The organism is Rhizobium sp. A37_96, assembly GCF_053521765.1.
The window spans coordinates 731,673-753,335 of record NZ_JBNWDS010000002.1 but is presented as its reverse complement, the minus strand read 5'-3'; the positions used below and the strand labels follow the sequence as shown (position 1 = coordinate 753,335).

The following is a 21,663-nucleotide window of genomic DNA, read 5'->3' as shown; positions in this document are numbered from 1 at the left end:
GCCCATGTCCGAACCGCAACGCCTCGACCAGCTTCTCGTCACCCTCTCGCTCTTCGCCAGCCGATCTCGTGCGCGCGATGCGATCCAGCGCGGCACCGTGACGGTGGACGGCAAGATCGTGACCAAGGCGGGCGCGGTGTTTACCGAAGATGCAAAGATCAGCATCGACGATCCGGCGCAAGATTACGTCTCGCGCGCGGCGTTGAAGCTGGTGGCGGCGCTCGACCATTTCGGTCTCGATCCGCAAGGACAGCACTGTCTCGATGTCGGCGCATCGACGGGCGGCTTTACCGAGGTGCTGCTGCAGCGTGGCGCCGCCCATGTCACGTCGATCGACGTCGGTCACGGTCAGATGCATCCGCGCATATCGGCCGATCCGCGCGTGAGCAATATCGAGGGTCTGAACGCGCGCAACCTGACCGCGGCGGATATCGGCGGGCCTTTCTCCTTCGTCGTTTCCGATGTCTCCTTCATTTCGCTGAAGCTGGCTCTGGCGCCGGCCCTTGCGCTTGCCGAACCCGGCGCGCGGGCCGCCTTGCTGGTGAAGCCGCAATTCGAGGCCGGTCGCGATGCGATCGGCAAGGCCGGCCTTTTGAAGGACCCCTCCTCCGCTCCGGCGGTTGCGGCCGAACTCGAGCGCTGGTTCAGCGAAGACATGGGCTGGCAAAGCCTCGGCCTCATCGCCTCGCCGATAACGGGCGGCGACGGCAACCAGGAATTTCTTCTCGCAGGGATCAAGCCATGAGCACTGAAACCGTGACTATCCAGAAGCTCGGCGCCCAGGGCGACGGCATCGCGCAGGGCGCGGACGGGCCGATCTACGTGCCCTTTACGCTGCCGGGCGAAAGCGTCGCCATCGCGCGGGTGAAAAGCCAGGGTACGCTGATGTCGATCGCATCGGCCTCGCCGGATCGGCAGGAGCCGCACTGTCGGCACTTCGGCCCGCACGGCGTCAACGGCACCTGCGGCGGCTGCACGCTGCAGCACTATGCCGATGCGCCCTATCGCGCCTTCAAGCGCCAGCTCGTCGTCGATGCACTACGCTCCAAGGGTTTGACGCCCGAGGTGGACGATATCGTTGCCGCCCATCCGGGCGAGCGCCGCAAGGTCGTCTTCGCCGCGCGGAAAACCGAAAAAGAGATGCTCATCGGCTTCAACCAGGCCGAAAGCCACCACATCGTCGCCATCGAGGAATGTCCCATCGCCTCGGCCGGCATCATGGCCCGTTTGCCGGCGATCAAGACGATCGCGGCGGCGCTCGCCGTCAATGCGGAAGCGTTTCGCATTTCGGTGCTGGAGACTCAAACCGGTCTCGATCTCGCCGTCGACGGCATCAAGTCGCTCTCCGACAAGCAGCGCCGCAGCACGATCGAAACCGTGCTGTCGCTTCGCGGCATCGCCCGCCTGTCGCTGAACGGCGAAATTCTCGTGGAGCCGACAAAACCGATGATCGACTTCGGGGGCGTGCCGGTCTTGCCGCCGCCCGGCGCCTTCACACAGGCGACCCGGCAGGCCGAGGACGCCATGGTCGAACTGGTGACGGCCCATGTCGGCAAGGCGAAGCGCATTGCCGATCTTTTTGCCGGCAGCGGCACCTTTTCGCTTCGCCTGGCGCGGATCGGGCGGGTGCATGCGGTGGAAGGGGAAGACAAGCCGCTGGCCGCGCTCGATCAGGCAGCCCGGAACACGCAAGGGCTGAAGCCCGTCACCGTCGAACGCCGCGATCTGTTCCGCCGGCCGCTGATGATGCAGGAGCTTAAGGTCTATGACGCCGTCGTCTTCGACCCCCCGCGCGCCGGCGCCGAGTTCCAGAGCAAGGAGCTGGCCCGCTCCCAGGTCAAGAAGATCGTCGCCGTTTCCTGCAATCCGCTGACGCTCGCCCGCGATCTCGCATTGCTGGTCGAAGGCGGCTACCGCATCACGCGGGTAACGCCGATCGACCAGTTCCTGTGGACCTCGCATGTCGAGGTGGTCGCGGCCCTGGAAAAGTAAGGCCGACCCTCGTGGTTCGAGGCTACGCCCTTCGGGCTTCGCACCTCACCACGAGGGCGGATTGGTCTTCATCGTTTCATGAAGGCTTCGAAGGCGGCGCGGGCTTCGGCGCTTTTCAACCGTGCCGCAAACTGCTCGGCCTCTTCCCTGATGCGGCCGAGCACGGCATCCGGCGCGCCGCGCATGAGGTTGCGCGCGATTGCAAGCGCTTCAGGGGGCTTTGCGGCGAGCTTGGCGGCCAGAGAGAGCGTTTCGGCTTCAACTGCGTCCGGTGTGGTCACCTTCCAGATCAAGCCGGCCTCCTTCGCCTGCGCGGCGGAAAAACCTTCACCAAGGGCAAGTAGGGCGAAGGCGCGCTGGTGGCCCATCACGCGCGGGGCGAGAAGGCTCGACCCTGCCTCGGGAACGAGGGCCAGATCGACGAAGGGTGTCTTGAACAGGCTGCGATCGGAAGCGACCGTCAGATCGCAATGCAGGTTAAGGGTGGTGCCGATGCCGATCGCCAGACCATCCACGCCTGAGACGACCGGCTTTCTTGCGCTCGCCAGCGCGACGAGGAAATCCACGACCTCGGTTCCCATGCTGCCGCCCTGGGCGAAGGCGAGGAAATCGGCGAGATCGTTCCCAGCCGAAAAGCAGCCTTCGGTCCCGAGGAAGACATTAACGCGGATATCCGGCGCGTCGTCTGCGGCCTTCAGCGCCGCGGTCATCGATTGGTACATGCCGCGGGTGATGGCATTCTTCTTGTCCGGGCGATTGAACCGGATGATCTGGATGTGCGGTGCGCTTTCGGGACGTTCGACAAGGATGTGATCGGTCATGGCTTTTCCTCAAGCAAGTGCGATACGTGCGGCTTCGAGACTGGAGGCCCCCGCGACGACGCGGTCGGAGAGGGCGGCGGTTTCGGCCAGAAGGTTCTCCGCGGCAAAACGGCAGAGCGCAATGCGCTTGCCCCCTTCGCCATCGCCGGCGTCGGCGAGGCCGCCCTTGGCCAGATAGGATCCCGTCAGCACCAAGCCGAAGAGCCGCTGATAAGGCGTGGCACCCGCCAGCGCCTCGGCGACGGCGCCTTCCGCCTGCTTCGCCAGAAGCCACTCGCTCGCCCTTTCCAGATCGGCAATGGCCGCCTGCAGCCGTGACGCCGTCTCGCCGAAGCCTTCGAGATTGGACCTGGCGACGGCATCGGCGATCTCGCGCAGCTCGGCAACGAAGCCACGCAGATGATCGCCGTTGGCGATGGTGAGCTTGCGGGTCACCAGATCGATGGCCTGGATACCGTTGGTGCCTTCATAGATCGGAGCGATGCGCGCGTCCCTCAGCAGGCGCGCGGCACCTGTCTCCTCGATGAAACCCATGCCGCCATGGACCTGAATTCCGAGCGAGGCGACATCGACGCCGGCATCGGTGGAAAAGGATTTGGCGATCGGCGTCAGCAGCGCGGCGCGCTCCTGCCAGTAACGGCCTTTCCGCGGATCGCGATGCGACATGTCGATCGCCTCGGCGCAGGCATAGCAGATCGCGCGGGCGCCCTGCGTCAGGGCTTTCATCGTCAGCAGCATGCGCGCGACATCGGGATGCTCTATGATCGGGCTCATACCCGATGCCGCCGTGCCGGGCGCACGGCCCTGCGTGCGTTCCCTGGCATAGGCAATGGCCTTTTGCGTCGCGGCCTCGGCGATTGCCACCCCCTGGATACCGACGGCCAGGCGCGCATTGTTCATCATCGTGAACATGCAGGCGAGACCCTTGTTCTCCTCGCCGACGAGCCAGGCGACGGCGCCCTTTTCCGTGCCGTATTTGCCGTCGCCATAGATCATCGTGCAGGTCGGCGAGCCGTGGATGCCGAGCTTGTGTTCGAGCGAATGGGCGAAATAGTCGTTGCGCGCACCGAGCGAGCCATCGTCGTTCATGAGGAATTTCGGCACGAGGAACAGCGAAATGCCACGCGTGCCGGCAGGCGCATCCGGCAGGCGCGCGAGAACGAAATGGACGATGTTCTCGGCTGCCTCATGATCGCCCCAGGTGATGAAGATCTTCTGGCCGAAGAGGCGATAGGTGCCGTCGTCGCGGCGTTCGGCACGCGTACGCAGCGCCCCGACATCGGAGCCGGCATGCGGCTCGGTCAGGTTCATGGTGCCGGACCATTCGCCGGAGACGAGCTTTGCCAGATATTTCGTCTTGAGGTCGTCGCTGCCATGCGCAATCAGCGCCTCGACGGCACCCATGGTCAGCGTCGGGGCCAGACCGAACGCCATGGAAGCGGAATTCCACATTTCCAGCGTCGCGATATTCAGCATATGCGGCAGGCTCTGCCCGCCGAATTCCTCCGGCGCGGTCAAGCCGTTCCAGCCGCCGGCAGTCCAGTCGCGATAGAGCTTCTCCCAGCCATCGGGAAGAACCACCTTGCCGTCGACCAGCCTTGCACCCTGCTTGTCGCCGATTTCGGCAAGCGGTTCCATTTCCTCGCCGGCAAACCGCCCCGCCTCCGAAAGGATGGCGTCGACGACATCGGCGCTGAGATCGCCGAGGATGCCCTCATCCATGGCGCGTCCCATGCCCGCGACGTGCTTCAGCGTGAATGCGATTTCTTCGACTGGCGCGTTGTACATGCTGCTTCCTCCGCATTGGTGCTGCCAATGACCCGCCTCACCCGGGCCGAACGGCGATGTATTGTTACAGCTATTTTTATTTTTACGTAAGCGTCAATTTTTTTCAAAAGCCTGGTAACCATTTCCACTCTGTCGCGAACCGGCACGACATTTGCGCCCTGGAGGCGCTACACGCGTGTGGCATTGCTACCCGGCGCATCAATTATTCCATTGGAAGGTGGGCTTGCATAAACAATCGTCATGAACGAAGACTAAGGCAACTGTTCAGACAATGCGAACGATACCGCCATGAACACGCTCACGTCAGCCCACACGATACCAGGCTTCATCTGGGCCTACCGGCTCCGTCCCGGAGCAACCAAGCCGGAACGCCTGCCTGACGACATCGATCGTTCGACGCTGTTTGCAGAAGAGGGTTTCCTCTGGCTGCATCTCAATCTCGTGGACGCTCGTGTTGCCGCCTTCCTCGAGGATGCGCCCGGGCTGAACGACGCCGCGCGCATCGCTCTGACGACGCACGAGACCCACGCGACGATCACCGTCGACGACCAGATGCTCTTCGGCACCCTGGTCGATTTTCAGCGGGACTTCGCCCGGGATACGCACGATATCGGCTGGCTGCACTTCGCAGTGACCGACCGGATGCTCATCACCAGCCGCCTGCAGCCGCTTCGCAGCCTGGACCGGGCGCGCGTGCTGATCGAGAAGAACGCCACCAGATTTTCCCGGCCGCTCGATATCTTCGAGCTGCTTGTGGTCGAGTTCCAGCGCACTCTGATCTCAGTCGTCATAGAGATCAGCGAAGAGCTGAATCTTATCGAGGACTTCGTCCACGGGAACACCACGCGCGACGAGCGCACGCAGCTTCCGCCCATCCGGAGGACGATCGTGCGGCTGCACCGCCACCTGCGGACCGTCCTGTCGCTGATGCGCCATGCCGCCGCTTCGGACGACGAGGAAATGCCGCTCGGCTTCGAGGATGTCGCCGGGCGCCTGACGGGCCGGCTGGAAGCGGTCGAACACGATATCTATGCGCTGCAGGAGCGCGCCAGGCTGCTGCACGAAGAAATCGGTTCGAAGCTCTCCTCCGAGATCAACAGGCATCTCTACATTCTGTCGATCATGACCGCATTCCTGCTTCCGCCGACGCTGGTGACCGGCTTCTTCGGCATGAACACTTCGAGCCTCCCCCTTTCGGGCGGGTCGAGCGGCACCGGCTATGCCGTGTGCTTCATCATCGTATCCATGCTGCTGGCATGGTGGCTTCTCAAGCGCGTCAATATTCTCTGAGGCCGCGCACGGCATGAAAAAGCCGCCCGGCGCAGACCGGGCGGCTTTGCATCGACGAGTCCTGAAGCGTCCTCAGAAATAGGGCGAATAGCACTGACGGCGCGGGCCCGAATTGGGCTGGAACGTGTTGTCGTAGGAGCGGTAGGAACGATAACGTGCCTCGCACCATTCGACGTGACGCGGGTTGATGCCGGCGCTTGGAGCGGGTGCCGGAGCATAATAGCGCGGCTGGCTGGCAATCGCTCCGCCAACGAGCGCGCCGGCGCCGAAGGCGGCCAGTGGGAACCAGTAGCCGTCGTGGTAGCGATAGCCATGTCGATAGCCCGAATAACCGCGATAGCCGCCATACCAGCCACGGCGATAGTAGCCGTCGCGACGCCATTGCACCTGTTCGAGATTGGCGGGCGCGGCCTTGTCCGCCGATACGACGGGGGCAGCGGGCATCTGCATGGCGAAAGACGGCGCAAAGCTCGTCAGAGTGACGGCCGCCGTAACGGCGACGGTCGCGATTTTCGCACGGAAACCAAGCATTTTCATCTCCATTCCCTGGTTCGACTTGTGTTCAAGCCCATAGCGTTTCATATCGGGAATGCTTCCCGAGCGAGGTTTCGCTGCCTGCTTCGTCGCATATCGGAGTAGACGACAAGAAACGCGGCAGCACTTTATTTAGTTCCTCAAATCTCTACCAATTTAAGGAGTTATGCGGGGCTCCACGATGAATTTATAGTGATTGCATTCTTAACCCAAGATTAACCAGCAATCCTTACTATTATTTCATGAAAGGATACCGGCAGAGTACGCTCCTGATTTGCAGCATCCTGACGATCCTGACCCTGATGGGTCCGGCCTCCAAGCTTTCGGCCGGTGAAAACCAACCCTGGACAGATCCGAAAAACGCTTTGATCGTCGATGCTTACGAGCTGAACACCATCGACTGGAATGCATTTCTGCAAGACAAGCGGATCGCCGGTTTCATCTCCAAGGCCTCCGACGGTCTCCCTGAAAGCTTCAGCTGCACGGGGGATCATGCCGGCGATACGGTGGCCCATTGCAAGACGATGTGGCGCAAATATGCCGTCAGCCGCGAGCTGTTTCAAACTCGCCGCATGCTTGCAAAAACGAATGGTCTGTTGTGGGGCGCCTATCATCTGGGACGGCCCGGCAATCCGATCGATCAGGCCAATCATTTTCTCGACTATGCCGATCCCCAGCCGGACGAGTTGATGGTGCTCGACATAGACGGCATGGATACCACGCAGTTCATGTCGCTGGACGATGCGCAGATTTTCGTGGCCCATATCAAGATCAGGACCGGGCGCTATCCGATCCTCTATACCAATCATAACACGGCGCGATATATCGCCGATCATCGCGGCACCTATCCGCTGCTGTCGCGGCTGCCGCTCTGGTATGCCCGTTACAAGCCGGATGTGAAGGGCACGTTCCCGCTCGGCAACTGGGATAGCTATGCCATCTGGCAGTTCGCTTCGTCGGACAATTGCTCCGAAAAGAGCTGCCCCTACCGCGTTCCCGGCACCCTGACCGACATCGACGTCAATGTCGTGCCGATGACCAGGATCCAGCTCGCCAAGGTTTGGCCGCAGGGCGATCTCCTGCCGGCCAAGCCTCTGCCCGCACCGGACCTGACGATCGCGCTCGCGTCCCTGTGCAGCGGACCGCGGCAGACACTGGTCTCGCTCATGGTCGACACCATCGTCACCGCGTCCACGCCGCCATCGACGAAGCCCGTCGAAATCAACGAGCTGAACTACGAGGATTTCTAGGCTTCGATCTGCACGTCCGTCTTCGGGCGGGAGCAGCAGGCGAGGATGTAACCCTCGTCGATCTCGTCATCGAGGATGCCGCCATTGTGGCTCATCTCGACGTCGCCCGAGAGCTTCATCACGCGGCAGGTGCCGCAAAGACCGGATTCGCAGGCCGCGCCGATACGCACGCCTGCGCCCCGCGCCGCCTGCAGCACGGTCTGCCCTGCCGCGCAGACGACGTCCTTGCCGGCCATGGTGAAGCGGATCGTCGTTGCGGCTTCCGTCGAGGCATCGTCGCTCACTTCCGCGAGCGGCGTCGCCGCGTTGGCCGGCTGGAAGCTTTCCTGGTGGTAGCGCTTCATGTCGAAGCCATGGGCTTCCAGCATGGAACGAACGGCATCCATGAAGACTTCGGGACCGCAGCAGAAAATCGTGCGATCCATGAAATCGGGGGCCAGCAGACCGATCTTCGCCTTGTCGATGCGGCCCTTCAGCCCCGACCAAAGATCGGTGCGGCCGCAACCCTCGACGATGAGACCGAGATTGAGGTTCGGCATGAAGCGCGCGAGATATTCCAGCTCGGAGCGGAAGATGATGTCGGCCGGGCCGCGCGAACAGTTGATGAAGGTGATATCCGACAGCGGCGCGGTGTCGGACATGTAGCGGGTCATGGACATCATCGGCGTGATGCCGGAGCCGGCGGAAACGAAGAGATATTTCTCGCCGGGATGACGGATATGGCTGAAATCGCCGAGAGGGCCGAAAGCCTTGATGCGCATGCCCGGCTTCAGGTTCTCGAACATCCAGCGCGTGCCGATGCTATCCTTCTGCGCCTTCACCGTCACCGCGACCGAGAACGGCCGCGACGGCGTCGAGGAGAGCGTATAGGTGCGCATGACCGGCTCCGGAGCCGTCGGCAGCTCAAGCGTCACGAACTGGCCCGGCAGATAGCGGAACCAGTTGTCCTTGTCGGACCTGAAGGTGAAGGTCATCACGTCGGGGGCTTCCGGCGTGGCCGAGAGGCATTCGAGCAGATGCTGCCTGTCGCTCCAAGGCTGCATCTGATCTAGGTGGCGATGCGGAAGGGAGACGGCCATGTTCATTCTCAGGCTACCGCCGAGAGCTTGGCCTGGTCGCCCTGCAGCCGGTTGATCATGAAATTCGTGTACCATTCGACGAACTGCATGACGCCGCCTTCATGGATTTCCGAATAGGGGCCGGGCTCGTAAGCCGGCGAACGGATGCCGAAGGCATTTTCCTCGACGATACGACGGTCCTGATCGTTGGTTTCGGTCCAGACGTGGGTCAGTTCCTCAAGATCGTAGTCGACACCCTCGACCGCATCCTTGTGAACGATCCACTTGGTGGTGACGGCGGTTTCCTCGGCGCTGATCGGCAGGACGCGGAAGGAAATGGCGTGATCGCCGAGTATGTGGTTCCACGTCGTCGGATAGTGGAACAGAAGCATGGTGCCGATGCCGTTGACCGTCACATCCGGAGAGAGCGGCCGCTTGACGGCATTCTGGCCGGACATGGTGTAGCTTTCCGCGCCTTCGATCAGCGGCATGCGCGCCGTGCGGAACTGCCCATCCGGAGAGAGCTTGAACTCGCTCGGCAGGCCGGCGGCTTCGCAATGCGCCCAATGCGCGGTGATCACGGGATCGCTCATCGCGCCCTGCACGCCGCTGACGGTCGGCGCTTCCGGGAAGGTGCGGCAAAGTTCGGGATGATTGGCGGCGCAGTGATAGCACTCGCGATTGTTTTCCCACACCAGCTTCCAGTTGCCTTTTTCGATGATGGTGCTCTGGAAGGCGATCTTGGCTTCGCTGATGCGGTGCGGCGCCATGTAGGGTTCGATCGTGGCGCGGACGGACGCGAAGTCCGGAGCGTTCTTTGCCAGGCAGATGAAGATGTAGCCGCCGACGCTTTCGCAATGGACCGGCTTCAGCGAATACTGGGTCTTGTCGAAATCCTCGGCCATCTGGCGGGCGAACAGCAAGGAGCCGTCGAGCTCGTAGGTCCACTGATGATAGGGGCAGACCAGCTTTGCCGAGGAACCGCGATCGGTCGTGCAGACGCGCGAACCGCGATGGCGACAGCTGTTGTGGAAGGCGCGGATAACCTGGTCGCGGCCGCGAACGATGACGATCGGGTAATCGCCGATCTGGACGGTGAAGTAGTTGCCCGCGCGCGGCACTTCGCAATCGTGACCGATGAACAGCCAGTCGCGATAGTAGATCATCTCCATGTCGAGCTTGAAGTACTCGGCGTCGGTGTAGAAGGGTTGCTCCAGGCTGAAACCCGGCCGGCGATTTTTCAATTGCCGCAAAACATTGCTGTTGATATCCATTTGCCTATCCTCGCGCAGTACCGGGAGACGAGCAGAGGACATGCGCGGCCGGTTGGGAACAGCCGGGTGCAATGTCCTGGCCGCCCGCCGCGGTCAGTAAACCATATGTGCCCAAGGCTGGTTTCCGGGCTCTGGAGCGGCCCTGTTTCCAGAACCCCATGGCACCTTCCCAGGCCGACCAGACCCAGTGGCTTTATCCGCCATGCCTTACTCCACCACCGTTGCGGGGGCAGCGCCGGATTTTGACCGGCTTCCCAATTCTCCGCCTCCCTAGCAGACGGCACCTTGAGATTGATATCATCATATCCCTCGGCCCTGTCGGCGGCTGCGCTGCAATGCGACATCGGCTTCGAAATTGACGACAGGTGAAACGGGGCCGTGGGACGGTTGCAAACAGCGCCAATATAGGAAGGTAATTCAAGCTCTTATGTGCCTGCGTGGAAAGTGCGGCATATGCGCCATCCACATCGCATCGATGACGCTTTATTCTGATTGCGACAGATCAGCCGCCGGCCGGCGCTCAGGGGGATGATTGGGCGGCGGAAAGCGCCATCAGGGCGGCCATCGCACGCCCGGCATCGGCAGCCGGCACGAAGATATGATCGTGATAGTAAGCGGCAACGACATTGGCGCTGATCCCCTCGTTTCCAAGGGCCGTGGCGAAGGCCGCCGTCAGGCCCACGGCCTCGAGAGACGAGTGGACCTCGAGCGTAATCATCCGCATTGCCGGTGCCGCCGGAAGCCCCGCTTGCTTCGCCGTCTCCAGGGGAAGGATCAGCGTCACGCCTTCCTTCTCCCGGAAAAGCCCGATCGGCTCCAGATGCAGATGATCCGCGAGCGCGGAGGCCGGCACGGTGCAATAGACGAACTCACCCTCGACGAGATGAGGCTTCATGCCGGAAAGCAGCTGCGTGAGATCGGTCATTCCTGGCATGTTCTTTCGTCTCCTCGAAGGTTTGCCGGCCCGGCGCGGTTAAGCCCGGCTCAAGCTCTGCGATCTATCGTCCCGCATAGAGAGTTTTATAGCGAGATCCGGCATGGCCAAACTCAGATATTTCGACGCTGGGAAGCCCGCCGACCCCGAACCGGCGCCGGCGGCACCGACGACGGGGCACAGCGAATTCCTGCGCACGGGCCGCATCAACCGCGACAGGCCGCATTGGCTTGCGGAAGAGCGCGAATACCTCAGTCATCAGCAGGTGGCCGAGCGTACCGCGCTGAAGCTCAGGGATGCCGGCGAAAAGACCCATGACCGGCTCAACAGCTTCCACAAATCCATCCGTTTTCCGAAGCTCATCTTTCATCACACGCTGAAGGACACGCCGCATCTCGGCTATTGTCACGTTACAGCCGCGCGGACACAGTTCGCGCAATATGAGGACGTGAACTGGGCCTTCTATATCGCCAACTTCTTCGCCCGCATCGGCCAGGAAGAAAACTTCTTCGAAGACATCAGCCTGAAATATTCGCGGATGTATTTCGCCGTCGCCGTCCATCCGGACAAGGAAGCGGACGACAAGAGGCTGACGATCAATCGTGAGATCCGCGGCAACGGCGTGCTGTTCCATACGCACGATCCGCAGATCGCCATCCGCAACGTTCTCCTGCTCGGTGCCCGCAACGAACAGCTTCGCGACATCATTCGCCAGCTTTGACGATTGATCCGAAAACTCGAAGGGCATAAGAACGGCCTGAACTGCAAGCAGGCAGGCCATGGCACGACACATAGACATTCTCGAACATCCGCAAACGGCGATCGACGTCGCAACGGCAACGCTTGCCGAAGGCTTGCCGATCGGATTGCCGACGGAGACGGTCTACGGGCTCGCCGCCGATGCCACCAACCCGGCCGCCATTACGCGGATCTACGAGACGAAGGGACGGCCGCGCTTCAATCCGCTGATCTGCCACATGAGCGATCTCGCCATGGCGGAACGTTATGCCGTCTTCGATCCCATTTCCCGCAAGCTGGCGGAAGCCTTCTGGCCCGGCCCGTTGACGCTGGTGCTGCCGCTCAAGGCCGACAGCGGCATCCATCCGCTGGCGACCGCCGGTCTCGACACGGTCGGCATCCGCGTGCCTCAAGGTTTCGCCGGCGAGTTGATCCGTGCCTTCGACCGCCCGCTTGCCGCGCCGAGCGCCAATACGTCGGGCAAGATCAGCGCCACCAGCGCCGATCATGTCGATGACGATCTCGGGGAGCGAATCACGCTGATCCTCGATGCCGGAGCTTCGGTCGTCGGCGTGGAGTCGACCATCGTCAAGGTCGAGGATGGCGAGATGCGCCTGCTGCGGCCCGGTGGGCTCGCGGCCAGCGAAATCGAGCGGGTAGCCGGCAAGGCGCTGAAGCGCAAGAAGAAAGCTTCGGCTGCGATCGAGGCGCCCGGAATGCTCGCCTCTCACTATGCGCCGGGGGCCGCCGTGCGGCTCGACGCAAGGGATGTGTCCGCAAACGAGGCGCTGATCCGCTTCGGGACACCCGAGATTGCCGGCATGGAGAACGCCGTTGCCGTGCTGGATCTGAGCGCCACCGGCGATCTTTCCGAGGCCGCCGCAAACCTTTTCGACTTCATGAAGCGCGCCGATGCGACCGGCGCGGCGACCATCGCCTTTTCGCATATTCCCGACGAGGGCCTCGGCGAGGCCATCAACGACCGGCTGCGTCGCGCGGCTGCACCACGAGAATGAACTAGCCCGACCTACCGGCAAAGGACACGCCATGAGCAGCTCCGCCCCCTCTTCCGACCTCCTCGCTCGCTTCGCCGCCATCGTCGGCGAAAAACATGCCGTGCGGGACCCGGCGGAGATCGCACCGCATCTCGTCGAAAACCGTGGGCTCTATCACGGCGCTTCGCCCATGCTGCTGAAGCCCGGCTCGGTGGAGGAGGTTTCGGCGATCCTGAAACTCGCCAGCGAGACCGGCGCGGCCATCGTTCCGCAGACCGGAAATACCGGCCTCGTCGGCGGCCAGACGCCGCGCGAGGGCGGCTCCGACATCATCCTGTCGCTGGAGCGCATGAACCGAGTGCGCGATATCGATCCGGTCGGCAATACCATGATCGTCGACGGCGGCTGCATTCTGGCGGACGTTCACAAGGCGGCAGCCGAGCATGGCCGCATGTTTCCGCTGTCGCTCGGCTCCGAAGGGTCCTGCCGCATTGCCGGCAACCTTTCCACCAATGCCGGCGGCACGGCCGTTCTTGCCTATGGCAACATGCGCCAGCTCTGCCTCGGCCTCGAAGTGGTGCTCCCGACCGGCGAAATCTGGAACGGCTTGCGCCGCCTGAAGAAGGACAATACCGGCTACGATCTGCGCGACCTCTTCATCGGCGCGGAAGGCACGCTCGGCGTCATCACCGGCGCGGTGCTGAAGCTCTTCCCGCAGCCGCTCGGCCATCAGGTCGCCTTTGCCGGCCTGCAGTCGGTCGAGGACGCGCTGACACTGTTCAAGAACGCCTCCAGCCTGTGCGGCACGGCGCTGACCGGCTTCGAGCTGATGCCGCGCATCGGCGTCGAATTCACCGTTCGCCATATTCCGGGCGTGCGCGACCCGCTGGAGACGGCGCATCCCTGGTATGTGCTGATCGATATCTCCACGTCCGATTCGGCTGAAACAGCCGAGCGGATGATGACGGCGCTGCTCGAACAGGGCTACGAAGCCGGCCTGATTCAGGATGCGACCATTGCCAGCTCGGAAGCTCAGCAGACGGCCATCTGGCACATGCGCGAGAGCATGTCCGACGCGCAGAAGCCGGAAGGCGGCTCGATCAAGCATGACGTTTCCGTGCCGGTCGCACAGATCCCGCAATTCATGGCGGAAGCCGAAAAGGCCGTTGTCGCCGCCATGCCGGGCGCACGCATCTGCGCCTTCGGCCATATGGGCGACGGCAATATCCACTACAACATCTCGCAGCCCGTCGGCGCCGACAAGGCGGAGTTCATCGGCCGCTGGCGCGAGATGAACAAGATCGTGCACGGGCTGGTGCTGCAGCATGGCGGCTCGATTTCCGCCGAGCACGGCATCGGCCAATTGAAGCGAGACGAGCTGGCTTCGATCCGCTCGGATATCGAGATGGACCTGATGCGCCGCATCAAGACGGCATTCGACCCGGCCGGGATCATGAATCCCGGGAAGGTCCTCAAGGCCTGAGACCAGATTTACGGTCCTACACCGTGACGACGACCCGCTCGGAAGCGAAGCAGCCGATCTGGCAGGAAATGATCGCGCCCTCGGCATCGATGTCTTCGCCGGCATAGGCGAGCACCGGTGCGAGGCGCGATTGCTGCAGAAGACGCGCCTCGGCTTCCGTGGGCATGCGCGCCGTGATGTCGGTGGACCGTCGCCAATAATCCTTTACGCCATAATCCTTCAGTGCTGCCGTGAACGACCCCATTGAACCGAACTTCTGCGCCAGGCCGGCAAAGCGCGCAGCCGAGCAACTGCGCATGACCACCGAGACGGGCAGGTTGTCGGCATAGGCGATCACGCACATTTCCAGCACCGCCTCGCCCGGCTGCAGGTTCAGCCTGCCAGCAATATCGGCATTTGCCGGAACCTCCCTTGCCGAGAAAACCTTTCGCGTCAGTTTTGCGTCCGTCGCGGTCAGATCCTTGCTGAATCGCACCTTGTCGCCCAATTGAAAGCGAACGGGCATGTCGGCGCGCACATAGGCGCCACTTCCTCGCGCCACGCGCAAGAGCCCCTCCCCCTCCAGCTCGGCAATCGCGCGCCGCATCGTCACCCGCGAGACGCCGAATTGCTCGGACAGGGCGCGCTCGCTCGGCAGGCGACTGCCGGGGGCATGCCTGCCCTTGTCGATGGCGCTTCGCAGCTCTCTGGCAACGGTCGCCCAGCCTCCGGCGGATTTTACGCTTTCGCCCTGTCGATTTTTCTCACCCATCACAATTCTGTCGCCCTGAAATTGGTATATACCAATCTATAGAGATCTGGTCGTTTATGGAAGGGTTCGGCATGGGCGACAAGCGCATATATGTGACGGCGGTCAGCAGCAGCGGCGTGCATGGCTTCAGCAAGCAGAACAAGGATCATATCCAATTGCTGACCGGCCTTGGCGTGGAAGGCGACGCGCATATGGGGGTGACCGTGAAGCACCGCTCACGCGTCGCGGCCGATCCGACGCAGCCCAACCTGCGCCAGGTGCATATCATCCACGAAGAGCTGTTCGAGGAACTGACCGAAAAGGGCTTTTCCGTTGCTCCGGGCGACATGGGCGAGAACATCGCGACCAGGGGGATCGACCTGCTTTCCCTGCCCCAAGGCACGCGCCTGCATATCGGCGCGGAAGCGATCGTGGAGGTGACGGGCTTGCGCAATCCTTGCAAGCAGATCGACGATTTTCAGAAGGGCTTGCTGCATGCGGTGCTCGACCGCGATGCCGAGGGCGGTCTGGTCCGCAAGGCCGGCATCATGGGCATCGTCTCACAGGGCGGCCGGGTGCAGCGCGACGATGCCATCCGCATCGAGCTGCCGCCGCTGCCGCACATCAAGCTCGAGCGGGTTTGATATTGGGATTAATTTGACGCGGCCGCATAGAAACAATTTGGCTTTGAATACGCCGAGGATTTGATACCCCCCTCTGTCACTAACGTGACATCTCCCCCACAAGGGGGGAGATTGTTGGGAGTATGTCGTACCGCTTCACCAAGTCATCGCATTTTGGTTTCTGCGGGTGAGATGTTTGTTTGAGGCACGCACGTTCCGCTGATCAGCGATCTCCCCCTTTGTGGGGGAGATGTCCCGAAAGGGACAGAGGGGGTGCGCACTCTCCGCGACGATCGCAGCCAGCGTCATCCCCCGGTCAGATCAATCGAAATCCTCGTTGCCCGAATTGCCGCCATTGCGGTTGCCGGTGATGATCTCGCGCTTGCCGACGTGGTTGGCGGGGCCGACCAGGCCGTCCTTCTCCATGCGCTCGACGAGCGATGCGGCGCGGTTGTAGCCGATGCCGAGGCGGCGCTGGATGTAGGAGGTCGAGCACTTCTTGTCGCGCATGACCACCTTGATCGCCTGTTCGTAGAGATCGTCGCCATCTTCCGAAGCGATCGCGCCCTTGTCGAAGACGGCCGTATCTTCTTCCTCGTCTTCCTCGTCCTCGTCGGCGGTGACCGTGTCGAGGTATTCCGGACGGCCCTGCAGCTTCAGGTGAGCCACGACCTTTTCGACTTCCTCGTCCGAGACGAAGGGGCCATGGACGCGGGAGATGCGGCCGCCACCGGCCATGTGCAGCATGTCGCCCTGGCCGAGAAGCTGTTCGGCGCCCTGCTCGCCGAGAATGGTGCGGCTGTCGATCTTCGACGTCACCTGGAAGGAGATGCGCGTCGGGAAGTTCGCCTTGATCGTACCGGTGATGACGTCAACGGACGGACGCTGCGTCGCCATGATCAAATGAATGCCGGCGGCACGCGCCATCTGCGCCAGACGCTGGATCGCGCCTTCGATCTCCTTGCCGGCGACCATCATAAGGTCCGCCATTTCGTCGACGATGACGACGATATAGGGCATCGGCGTCAGGTCCATCTCCTGGCTCTCTTCGATCGGGGCGCCTGTGCCCTTGTCGAAGCCGGTCTGAACCATGACGTGGATCGTCTCGTCCTTTTCCTTGGCGGCGGCGACGCGGCTGTTGTAGCCGTCGATATTGCGCACGCCGAGACGCGACATCTTCTTGTAGCGATCCTCCATCTCGCGTACCGCCCACTTCAGCGCCATGACGGCCTTCTTGGGATCGGTGACGACCGGGGTCAGGAGGTGCGGGATGCCGTCATAGACGGAGAGTTCCAGCATCTTCGGATCGACCATGATCAGACGGCACTGCTCGGGCGACATGCGATAGAGCAGCGACAGGATCATGGTGTTGATGGCGACGGACTTGCCCGAGCCGGTCGTGCCGGCAACGAGCAGATGCGGCATCTTCGCCAGTTCGGCGATAACGGGCTCGCCGCCGATGGTCTTGCCGAGGCCGAGGGCAAGCTTGTAGCCGCTCTTCTCGAAGTCGGGCGAATCGATCATCTCGCGGAAGTAGACGGTCTCGCGGTTGACGTTCGGCAGTTCGATGCCGATGACGTTGCGGCCGGGCACGACGGCGACGCGGGCCGACAGGGCCGACATCGAACGGGCGATATCGTCGGCGAGGTTGATGACGCGCGAGGATTTGACGCCGGGAGCCGGCTCGAATTCATAAAGGGTGACGACCGGGCCGGGACGGACGTGGATGATCTCGCCCTTGACGCCGAAGTCCTCCAGCACGCTTTCCAGCAGGCCGGCATTCTGCTCCAGCGTTTCCTGCGTCATGATGACGCCGGAACGGGCAACAGGCTCCTGCAGCAACTCGCGCGGCGGAAACTCGTATTCCCCCTCAGCACTGACGGCGATCGGGCGCCACTCGGGCGGCGTCAGGGAGGCGGGCCGGCGCGGCGAGATCCGCGATGGCGGCGCATCGATCAGCCGCTGGGCTGCAGCCTCGACTGCAGGAAGGATCGGCGCAGCCTTGGCGACCGGTTCGGCGGGAACCGGGACGGCAACCTTCGCCGGCATCGGGGCGACAACCATGACCGGAGCGGGGCGAGCCTCGGCAGCCGGCGCTGCTTCGGCGCCATAGACTGCGGTTACGAAAGCAGGCGGCACGAATGTCTCGACCGGCTGCGGCTCGGCTGCGGGTGCTTCGACAATCGCCGGCACGGCCTCGACGGCGGGAGCGAGAACGGCGGCCTCAAGTGCGGCAAGCTCGTCCATGGCTGGCGTGCTCAGATCTGCCGGAGCCACGCTGGAAGCGGTTTCGACGGGTGCTGCGACCTCGACTGCCGGGGATGGCACGACAGCGGGCTGCGGCTCGGCGGCGGCAGCCGGGCGGCGGCACTCGACGACGCGGAATTTCGCAATGATCGATTCGGCATCGATTTCCGGCTTGGGCGGCGTCGCCGGCTGCTTCGGCTCACCCTTCAAGGCAGAAAGGAACTCGCCGTCGAACGGCATCGCATCCCAGAAGGCGAAATCGGAAAGATGGGCAAGACGCGACTCGACCACAGGCGCGGCTACGGACTCGGGAACACTTGACTGAACAGGGGAAGCATCCAGCGCGATCGCGGGAGCTTTCGAGAATGCGGTAGCGATAACGGTCATCTCCAATGCGTCCGGCTCGGTTGCCGGAGATCTCTGAATTACTGTCGGTATGTAGCTTTCAACCACCAGCGGCATGTCCTCCAGCGGCGGCAGATGGAACTCGTCCTGACGCAGGGGCTGGACGGCAACGGGCACAGGCAACGCAACGGGCGCCTCGACGACCGGCGGCTCCATCACCCGCATGGAGGCATGCGAGCCGAGCTGCGGCTGAACGTCGAGTTTCGGCTCGGCAGGCGGACGACGGCTGATGATTTCGTTTTCGCGCGTGCGGGTGAACCGCACGTTCGGCCCCATCAGGAAGGCATTCTGCCAGCCGGGCGATGCGAGATCTTCCGCAGAGATCCCCTGCGGCAGGACGGGCATTTCCTGCTCGTTCGCAATTGCGGCAGCGGCCTGCAGCGCCTCCACGACCGGCGGCGGAGCAGCGGCGGTGCGCTGTCTCACCTGTTCGGCAAGCCGCTTTTCCTCGGCGCGGCGCTGCTCTTCAGCCTTGCGCTTGGCTTCACGGGCGTTGCGAATCTTCTCCTCCAGGAACGCGCGGCGAGCAGCGATCTGCTCGGCCCGGCGGGCCTCCTCGGCTGCCTGCTCGGGGTCGAGATCGCCCTCCGGCTGGACGCCTTGCGAGGCATTGGAAAGTGTCGTTCGGGAAAGACGCATGAGACCTGCAACCCAGTCATTGATATTGCCGATGGCTTCTCAAATCGAATAGGGCAAGGATGGTTAATAAGTTCCTTCCTGCCGTTATGGAAAGCAGCCATTCCGCGCCCGTCCGATGCATCAGAATTTTCCCGAAAACCCCGAAAAACCAGTCACATACGGGCGTCCCGCCGCGCAGAAGCTCGACAGGGACACGAGGCAAATTTTTTAGGACGCTCGTTACGTCGACGAGGACAGCTGCGCGATGGAAAGCAGCGTGTCGCCACTGATGCCGACTCCGGAGGAAGAGCCCGTGAGAATCGCAAGCGCGGGCGATGTCGAGGAGGTCGTATTGTTCTCCATGTCGTACATCGCGGAGAATCGCTGCAGCAGCTTGTTGACCTTGTCCGGATCCTGCAAGTCGCTGACATTGACGAAATTGCTCAGCATCTTCGCCTGGGTATCGACATCCATGTTGGAGATCGAGCTCGGCAGATTGTAGGTGGTCGTAATCACCTCATAAAGCGCCGCGTCGCCCATGATATCGTAGACCGAGTTGATATCGGGCGCCTTGCGCTGGAAGTAGAGCGCCAGACGTACGCCCGGATTGGTCTGCCCTTCCTGATCTTCCAGCGTCTGGTGCAGATAGAGATCATTGGTCGCGGCGAGCGTGCCCTGGTTCTGTGCCGTGCCGAGCTTGCTGTCGGTGAGATTCCCATCGGTACCGAAATTGAAGGCTTCGACGATGCTTTTGAACTTGGCGCCGTCGTCCGTATTGATGAAGCTCTTCGGATCGGAGGGATCGGACGCGAAGGCTTTCTTCAAGGTCGCGGTATCGACGCTTTTCGGATCGATGCCATTGGCCGTCAGGATGAAATTCGTCAGCTTGCTGTCGGCCAGCAGATCCGTGACGCTGGTCACGTTGGCGATGTTGGTCGCGAAGTAAGTGCCGGCATCCTTGGCATCGCTGGTTGCCTTGGTGAGTTCCGCGCCCGTCAGGCCGGTGGTGCTGCGGCTGGAGTATTGCGAGATATAGCTGTTGATCTGTGTCTGCGACAGGGACTGGACCGGAGCTTTGAGATTGCCGCTGCTGTCGAAGTTGAACGCCTTGGCAAGGTCGGTGAAGCGGGAATCCTTGAGCGAGCTGACATAGCTCTTCGGGTCGTACGGATCGCTTTCGAGGATCTTGGTGAGCTGGCTCTTCGTGACCTCGTTCGGGCCGATGCCATAGGCGCGCAGCGCCATCTGATAGAGTTCCGGCATGCTGTCGTTGGTGGTGCTGCTGTCGGCCGTGTTGCTCGCCATGAAATCCTTGATGGTCTTCACATCGGCGAGGCGATTCTTGTAGTTGTTGACAGCATCGGTCGTCAGCGTCGACTGCGACGACTGGTAATTGCTCATATAGGTCTTCGAGGCCGCGTCGATCTCGTCCTGGGACTGCGCCGTCTGGCCGGCGGCAAGCGTACCGTCCGATTGGAAATTGAACTGCGAAACGACATTCGTCAGCCCGAAGATGGCGGCGGTCGTCGGATCGCCGAAAGCGTTCTTGAAGACGATGGCAGGCGTCGTCGGGTCGATGCCGTAGGCCGTCTTGATGTAATCGAAAAGGCGCGGGTCCGAGGTCAGCTGGTCGGCGGACGTGATGGAGCCGATGTGGTTCTTGTAGTAGAGATCGTTGTCGCTCGCGCCGACGCTCGTGATGAACGAGGGGACTGTCGAATTGTAGGCGCTCATCACGTCGGCCTGCTGGCCGAGGGTCTGCGGACCGCCGGGATAGTTGGCGGCATAGGCCGAGGTCGTGTCGCTCATCTGGCCCGACGTCTGCGCCTGCGAGCCCGACGCAACGGTGCCGTCGCTCTGGAAGTTGAACTGGGCCATGACGGCGGTCAACCCGTTCGAGCTCGCGGTGCCCGCATCCTTTGCCGAGGCATCGAACTGGTCGGCGGTGATGTAGGACGGGATATTGTAGGCCGTCTTCACGTACTGGAACAGCTGCGGATCGGACGTGAGCTGATCGACCGAGGTGATCTTGCCGATATTGGCCTCGTAATAGGCCGTGTCGCTGTCCGGCGTCGATGTCTTGACCGTGCCGTCGGCATTGAAATTGAATTCCGCCACCAGCGCCTTGTCGGCAGCGCTGCCGTTCTGGTTGACATAGCTGTTGGGATCGTTCGGATCGCTCGTCAGCATCTGCTTGAGGATGGAGTTCGACGCATAGGTCGGATCGATGCCATAGGCCTGCAGCACATAGTTGCGCAGGCGCGTGTTGCCGAGGAGATCATCGACCGACTTCACGGAGCTGATATTCTGGCTGTAGTAACTTGTCTCGGTCGCCGCAGCCGTCTCCTCATTCGTAAACGACTGCTGATAGAGCCCGATGAGATCGTCTTCCTGCGCGCCGGTTTGTGCCGTATTGGACGTACCCGCACCGAAATTGAACGCAGCAGCGAACTCCTTGTAGCGCGGATCGGTGAGTTTATTGGCAAAACTGCTGGAGTCGCTGAGGTCGCTGGTCAGGACCTGTTTCATAAAGGCCTTGGCATAGGTCATGTCCGAAAGCCCGTAGGCTTCCATGGCGTAACTGTATAGCTGATAGTCATTCAGGAAGTCGTCGACATTGGTTACTTTGCCGATATTGGCATTGTAATAGTCGATCGCACGCTTGTTCTGCGCCTGTGAGGCCACCTGATTGAGCGAGGTCGCCATGTCCCTGGTTGCGACCGTATAACCAAGATAGGTGGAAATCATCAGCAGAATCCCAATAGATCTCTAATAAAGGGGGGCGAATCTATTCGTTATTATTCCATACAAACCTTACCCGAGACTTACATGGACTCTCCCTATGCGTGTACTATATTGAGGCACCACCCTGCCCTGCATTCA

General features: G+C 62.0%; 17 protein-coding genes and 1 riboswitch. Of the genes, 8 read left to right on the top strand and 9 right to left on the bottom strand.

Translation table 11 applies throughout. From position 1 onward, the window contains the following. The first annotated feature begins 4 nt into the window (after nucleotides 1-4). A complete protein-coding gene (locus tag ACQZ6J_RS10065; protein ID WP_449083730.1) occupies nucleotides 5-745 on the top strand; it encodes a TlyA family RNA methyltransferase in 741 nt (246 codons plus the stop codon). After that, the gene (locus ACQZ6J_RS10060; RefSeq protein WP_163984505.1) at nucleotides 742-1,992 is read left to right on the top strand and encodes a class I SAM-dependent RNA methyltransferase; all 1,251 of its coding nucleotides are present in this window, start codon (nucleotides 742-744) and stop codon (nucleotides 1,990-1,992) included. Before ACQZ6J_RS10065 ends, ACQZ6J_RS10060 begins: the two co-directional genes overlap by 4 nt. A 68-nt stretch (nucleotides 1,993-2,060) precedes the next feature. Here ACQZ6J_RS10060 and ACQZ6J_RS10055 read toward each other — a convergent pair whose 3' ends face one another. Next, nucleotides 2,061-2,813, bottom strand: a complete 753-nt coding sequence (locus ACQZ6J_RS10055; protein WP_163984506.1) for a crotonase/enoyl-CoA hydratase family protein — start codon at nucleotides 2,811-2,813, stop codon at nucleotides 2,061-2,063. Between the two features lie 9 nt (nucleotides 2,814-2,822). Beyond that, the gene (locus ACQZ6J_RS10050; RefSeq protein WP_449083727.1) at nucleotides 2,823-4,601 is read right to left on the bottom strand and encodes an acyl-CoA dehydrogenase; all 1,779 of its coding nucleotides are present in this window, start codon (nucleotides 4,599-4,601) and stop codon (nucleotides 2,823-2,825) included. A gap of 288 nt (nucleotides 4,602-4,889) precedes the next feature. Between ACQZ6J_RS10050 and ACQZ6J_RS10045 the strand changes: the two genes are divergently transcribed. Next, the gene (locus ACQZ6J_RS10045) at nucleotides 4,890-5,891 is read left to right on the top strand and encodes a CorA family divalent cation transporter (RefSeq protein ID WP_449083725.1); all 1,002 of its coding nucleotides are present in this window, start codon (nucleotides 4,890-4,892) and stop codon (nucleotides 5,889-5,891) included. Nucleotides 5,892-5,963: 72 nt separating this feature from the next. Here ACQZ6J_RS10045 and ACQZ6J_RS10040 read toward each other — a convergent pair whose 3' ends face one another. Next, complete coding sequence (locus ACQZ6J_RS10040; protein WP_163984509.1) at nucleotides 5,964-6,422, bottom strand: BA14K family protein; 459 nt, start codon at nucleotides 6,420-6,422, stop codon at nucleotides 5,964-5,966. Nucleotides 6,423-6,667: 245 nt separating this feature from the next. Here ACQZ6J_RS10040 and ACQZ6J_RS10035 point away from each other — a divergent pair, with 245 nt between their 5' ends. Then, nucleotides 6,668-7,675, top strand: a complete 1,008-nt coding sequence (locus tag ACQZ6J_RS10035; RefSeq protein WP_449083723.1) for a glycoside hydrolase family 25 protein — start codon at nucleotides 6,668-6,670, stop codon at nucleotides 7,673-7,675. On the opposite strand, the gene ACQZ6J_RS10030 is transcribed toward ACQZ6J_RS10035, so the two are convergent. From ACQZ6J_RS10030 to ACQZ6J_RS10020, 3 genes are all read right to left on the bottom strand, one after another. Beyond that, nucleotides 7,672-8,760, bottom strand: coding sequence for an FAD-binding oxidoreductase (locus ACQZ6J_RS10030; RefSeq protein ID WP_163984511.1), 1,089 nt, complete (start codon nucleotides 8,758-8,760; stop codon nucleotides 7,672-7,674). The genes ACQZ6J_RS10035 and ACQZ6J_RS10030 overlap by 4 nt on opposite strands. Before the next feature lie 2 nt (nucleotides 8,761-8,762). Continuing rightward, nucleotides 8,763-10,007: an aromatic ring-hydroxylating oxygenase subunit alpha gene (locus tag ACQZ6J_RS10025; RefSeq protein WP_449083720.1), complete on the bottom strand. Its 1,245-nt coding sequence runs from the start codon at nucleotides 10,005-10,007 to the stop codon at nucleotides 8,763-8,765. 98 nt (nucleotides 10,008-10,105) lie between these two features. Continuing rightward, a riboswitch (cobalamin riboswitch) is annotated at nucleotides 10,106-10,310 on the bottom strand. A gap of 217 nt (nucleotides 10,311-10,527) precedes the next feature. Next, the gene (locus ACQZ6J_RS10020; RefSeq protein ID WP_449083718.1) at nucleotides 10,528-10,941 is read right to left on the bottom strand and encodes an ACT domain-containing protein; all 414 of its coding nucleotides are present in this window, start codon (nucleotides 10,939-10,941) and stop codon (nucleotides 10,528-10,530) included. 103 nt (nucleotides 10,942-11,044) lie between these two features. On the opposite strand from ACQZ6J_RS10020, the gene ACQZ6J_RS10015 reads away from it, so the two are divergent. Genes ACQZ6J_RS10015 through ACQZ6J_RS10005 form a run of 3 tightly spaced genes read left to right on the top strand, consistent with a single transcriptional unit; the run spans nucleotide 11,045 to nucleotide 14,157 of the window. Next, nucleotides 11,045-11,662 carry a DUF6656 family protein gene (locus ACQZ6J_RS10015; protein ID WP_163984514.1) on the top strand — a complete coding sequence of 206 codons (618 nt, stop codon included), beginning with the start codon at nucleotides 11,045-11,047 and terminating at the stop codon, nucleotides 11,660-11,662. A 58-nt stretch (nucleotides 11,663-11,720) separates the two neighbouring features. After that, on the top strand, nucleotides 11,721-12,695 hold the full coding sequence (locus ACQZ6J_RS10010) for an L-threonylcarbamoyladenylate synthase (protein ID WP_449083716.1): 975 nt from the start codon (nucleotides 11,721-11,723) through the stop codon (nucleotides 12,693-12,695). Between the two features lie 31 nt (nucleotides 12,696-12,726). Then, nucleotides 12,727-14,157 (top strand): FAD-binding oxidoreductase, encoded by a 1,431-nt coding sequence (locus tag ACQZ6J_RS10005; RefSeq protein WP_449083714.1) that lies wholly within the window; start codon nucleotides 12,727-12,729, stop codon nucleotides 14,155-14,157. A 16-nt stretch (nucleotides 14,158-14,173) separates the two neighbouring features. On the opposite strand, the gene phnF is transcribed toward ACQZ6J_RS10005, so the two are convergent. Continuing rightward, nucleotides 14,174-14,908 carry a phosphonate metabolism transcriptional regulator PhnF gene (phnF, locus tag ACQZ6J_RS10000; protein WP_449083712.1) on the bottom strand — a complete coding sequence of 245 codons (735 nt, stop codon included), beginning with the start codon at nucleotides 14,906-14,908 and terminating at the stop codon, nucleotides 14,174-14,176. 71 nt (nucleotides 14,909-14,979) lie between these two features. Here phnF and ACQZ6J_RS09995 point away from each other — a divergent pair, with 71 nt between their 5' ends. Further along, nucleotides 14,980-15,531, top strand: a complete 552-nt coding sequence (locus ACQZ6J_RS09995; RefSeq protein ID WP_449083710.1) for an MOSC domain-containing protein — start codon at nucleotides 14,980-14,982, stop codon at nucleotides 15,529-15,531. Between the two features lie 300 nt (nucleotides 15,532-15,831). Here the strand turns inward: ACQZ6J_RS09995 and ACQZ6J_RS09990 are convergent, their stop codons facing one another. Both ACQZ6J_RS09990 and ACQZ6J_RS09985 read right to left on the bottom strand, forming a co-directional pair. Further along, nucleotides 15,832-18,801, bottom strand: a complete 2,970-nt coding sequence (locus ACQZ6J_RS09990) for a DNA translocase FtsK (protein WP_449083708.1) — start codon at nucleotides 18,799-18,801, stop codon at nucleotides 15,832-15,834. Nucleotides 18,802-19,020: 219 nt separating this feature from the next. After that, complete coding sequence (locus ACQZ6J_RS09985) at nucleotides 19,021-21,528, bottom strand: DUF1217 domain-containing protein (protein WP_163984520.1); 2,508 nt, start codon at nucleotides 21,526-21,528, stop codon at nucleotides 19,021-19,023. Nucleotides 21,529-21,663: the final 135 nt, after the last annotated feature.

Excerpts from the sequence above, each read along its gene's own strand:
- ACQZ6J_RS10025 (WP_449083720.1), bottom strand. The coding sequence starts at position 10,007 with ATGGATATCAACAGCAATGTTTTGCGGCAATTGAAAAATCGCCGGCCG.
- ACQZ6J_RS10065 (WP_449083730.1), top strand. The coding sequence starts at position 5 with ATGTCCGAACCGCAACGCCTCGACCAGCTTCTCGTCACCCTCTCGCTC.
- ACQZ6J_RS10060 (WP_163984505.1), top strand. The coding sequence starts at position 742 with ATGAGCACTGAAACCGTGACTATCCAGAAGCTCGGCGCCCAGGGCGAC.
- ACQZ6J_RS09995 (WP_449083710.1), top strand. The coding sequence starts at position 14,980 with ATGGGCGACAAGCGCATATATGTGACGGCGGTCAGCAGCAGCGGCGTG.
- ACQZ6J_RS10015 (WP_163984514.1), top strand. The coding sequence starts at position 11,045 with ATGGCCAAACTCAGATATTTCGACGCTGGGAAGCCCGCCGACCCCGAA.
- ACQZ6J_RS10040 (WP_163984509.1), bottom strand. The coding sequence starts at position 6,422 with ATGCTTGGTTTCCGTGCGAAAATCGCGACCGTCGCCGTTACGGCGGCC.
- ACQZ6J_RS10010 (WP_449083716.1), top strand. The coding sequence starts at position 11,721 with ATGGCACGACACATAGACATTCTCGAACATCCGCAAACGGCGATCGAC.
- ACQZ6J_RS10045 (WP_449083725.1), top strand. The coding sequence starts at position 4,890 with ATGAACACGCTCACGTCAGCCCACACGATACCAGGCTTCATCTGGGCC.
- ACQZ6J_RS10055 (WP_163984506.1), bottom strand. The coding sequence starts at position 2,813 with ATGACCGATCACATCCTTGTCGAACGTCCCGAAAGCGCACCGCACATC.
- ACQZ6J_RS10030 (WP_163984511.1), bottom strand. The coding sequence starts at position 8,760 with ATGAACATGGCCGTCTCCCTTCCGCATCGCCACCTAGATCAGATGCAG.
- ACQZ6J_RS10035 (WP_449083723.1), top strand. The coding sequence starts at position 6,668 with ATGAAAGGATACCGGCAGAGTACGCTCCTGATTTGCAGCATCCTGACG.
- ACQZ6J_RS10005 (WP_449083714.1), top strand. The coding sequence starts at position 12,727 with ATGAGCAGCTCCGCCCCCTCTTCCGACCTCCTCGCTCGCTTCGCCGCC.
- phnF (WP_449083712.1), bottom strand. The coding sequence starts at position 14,908 with ATGGGTGAGAAAAATCGACAGGGCGAAAGCGTAAAATCCGCCGGAGGC.
- ACQZ6J_RS10050 (WP_449083727.1), bottom strand. The coding sequence starts at position 4,601 with ATGTACAACGCGCCAGTCGAAGAAATCGCATTCACGCTGAAGCACGTC.
- ACQZ6J_RS09985 (WP_163984520.1), bottom strand. The coding sequence starts at position 21,528 with ATGATTTCCACCTATCTTGGTTATACGGTCGCAACCAGGGACATGGCG.
- ACQZ6J_RS09990 (WP_449083708.1), bottom strand. The coding sequence starts at position 18,801 with ATGCGTCTTTCCCGAACGACACTTTCCAATGCCTCGCAAGGCGTCCAG.
- ACQZ6J_RS10020 (WP_449083718.1), bottom strand. The coding sequence starts at position 10,941 with ATGCCAGGAATGACCGATCTCACGCAGCTGCTTTCCGGCATGAAGCCT.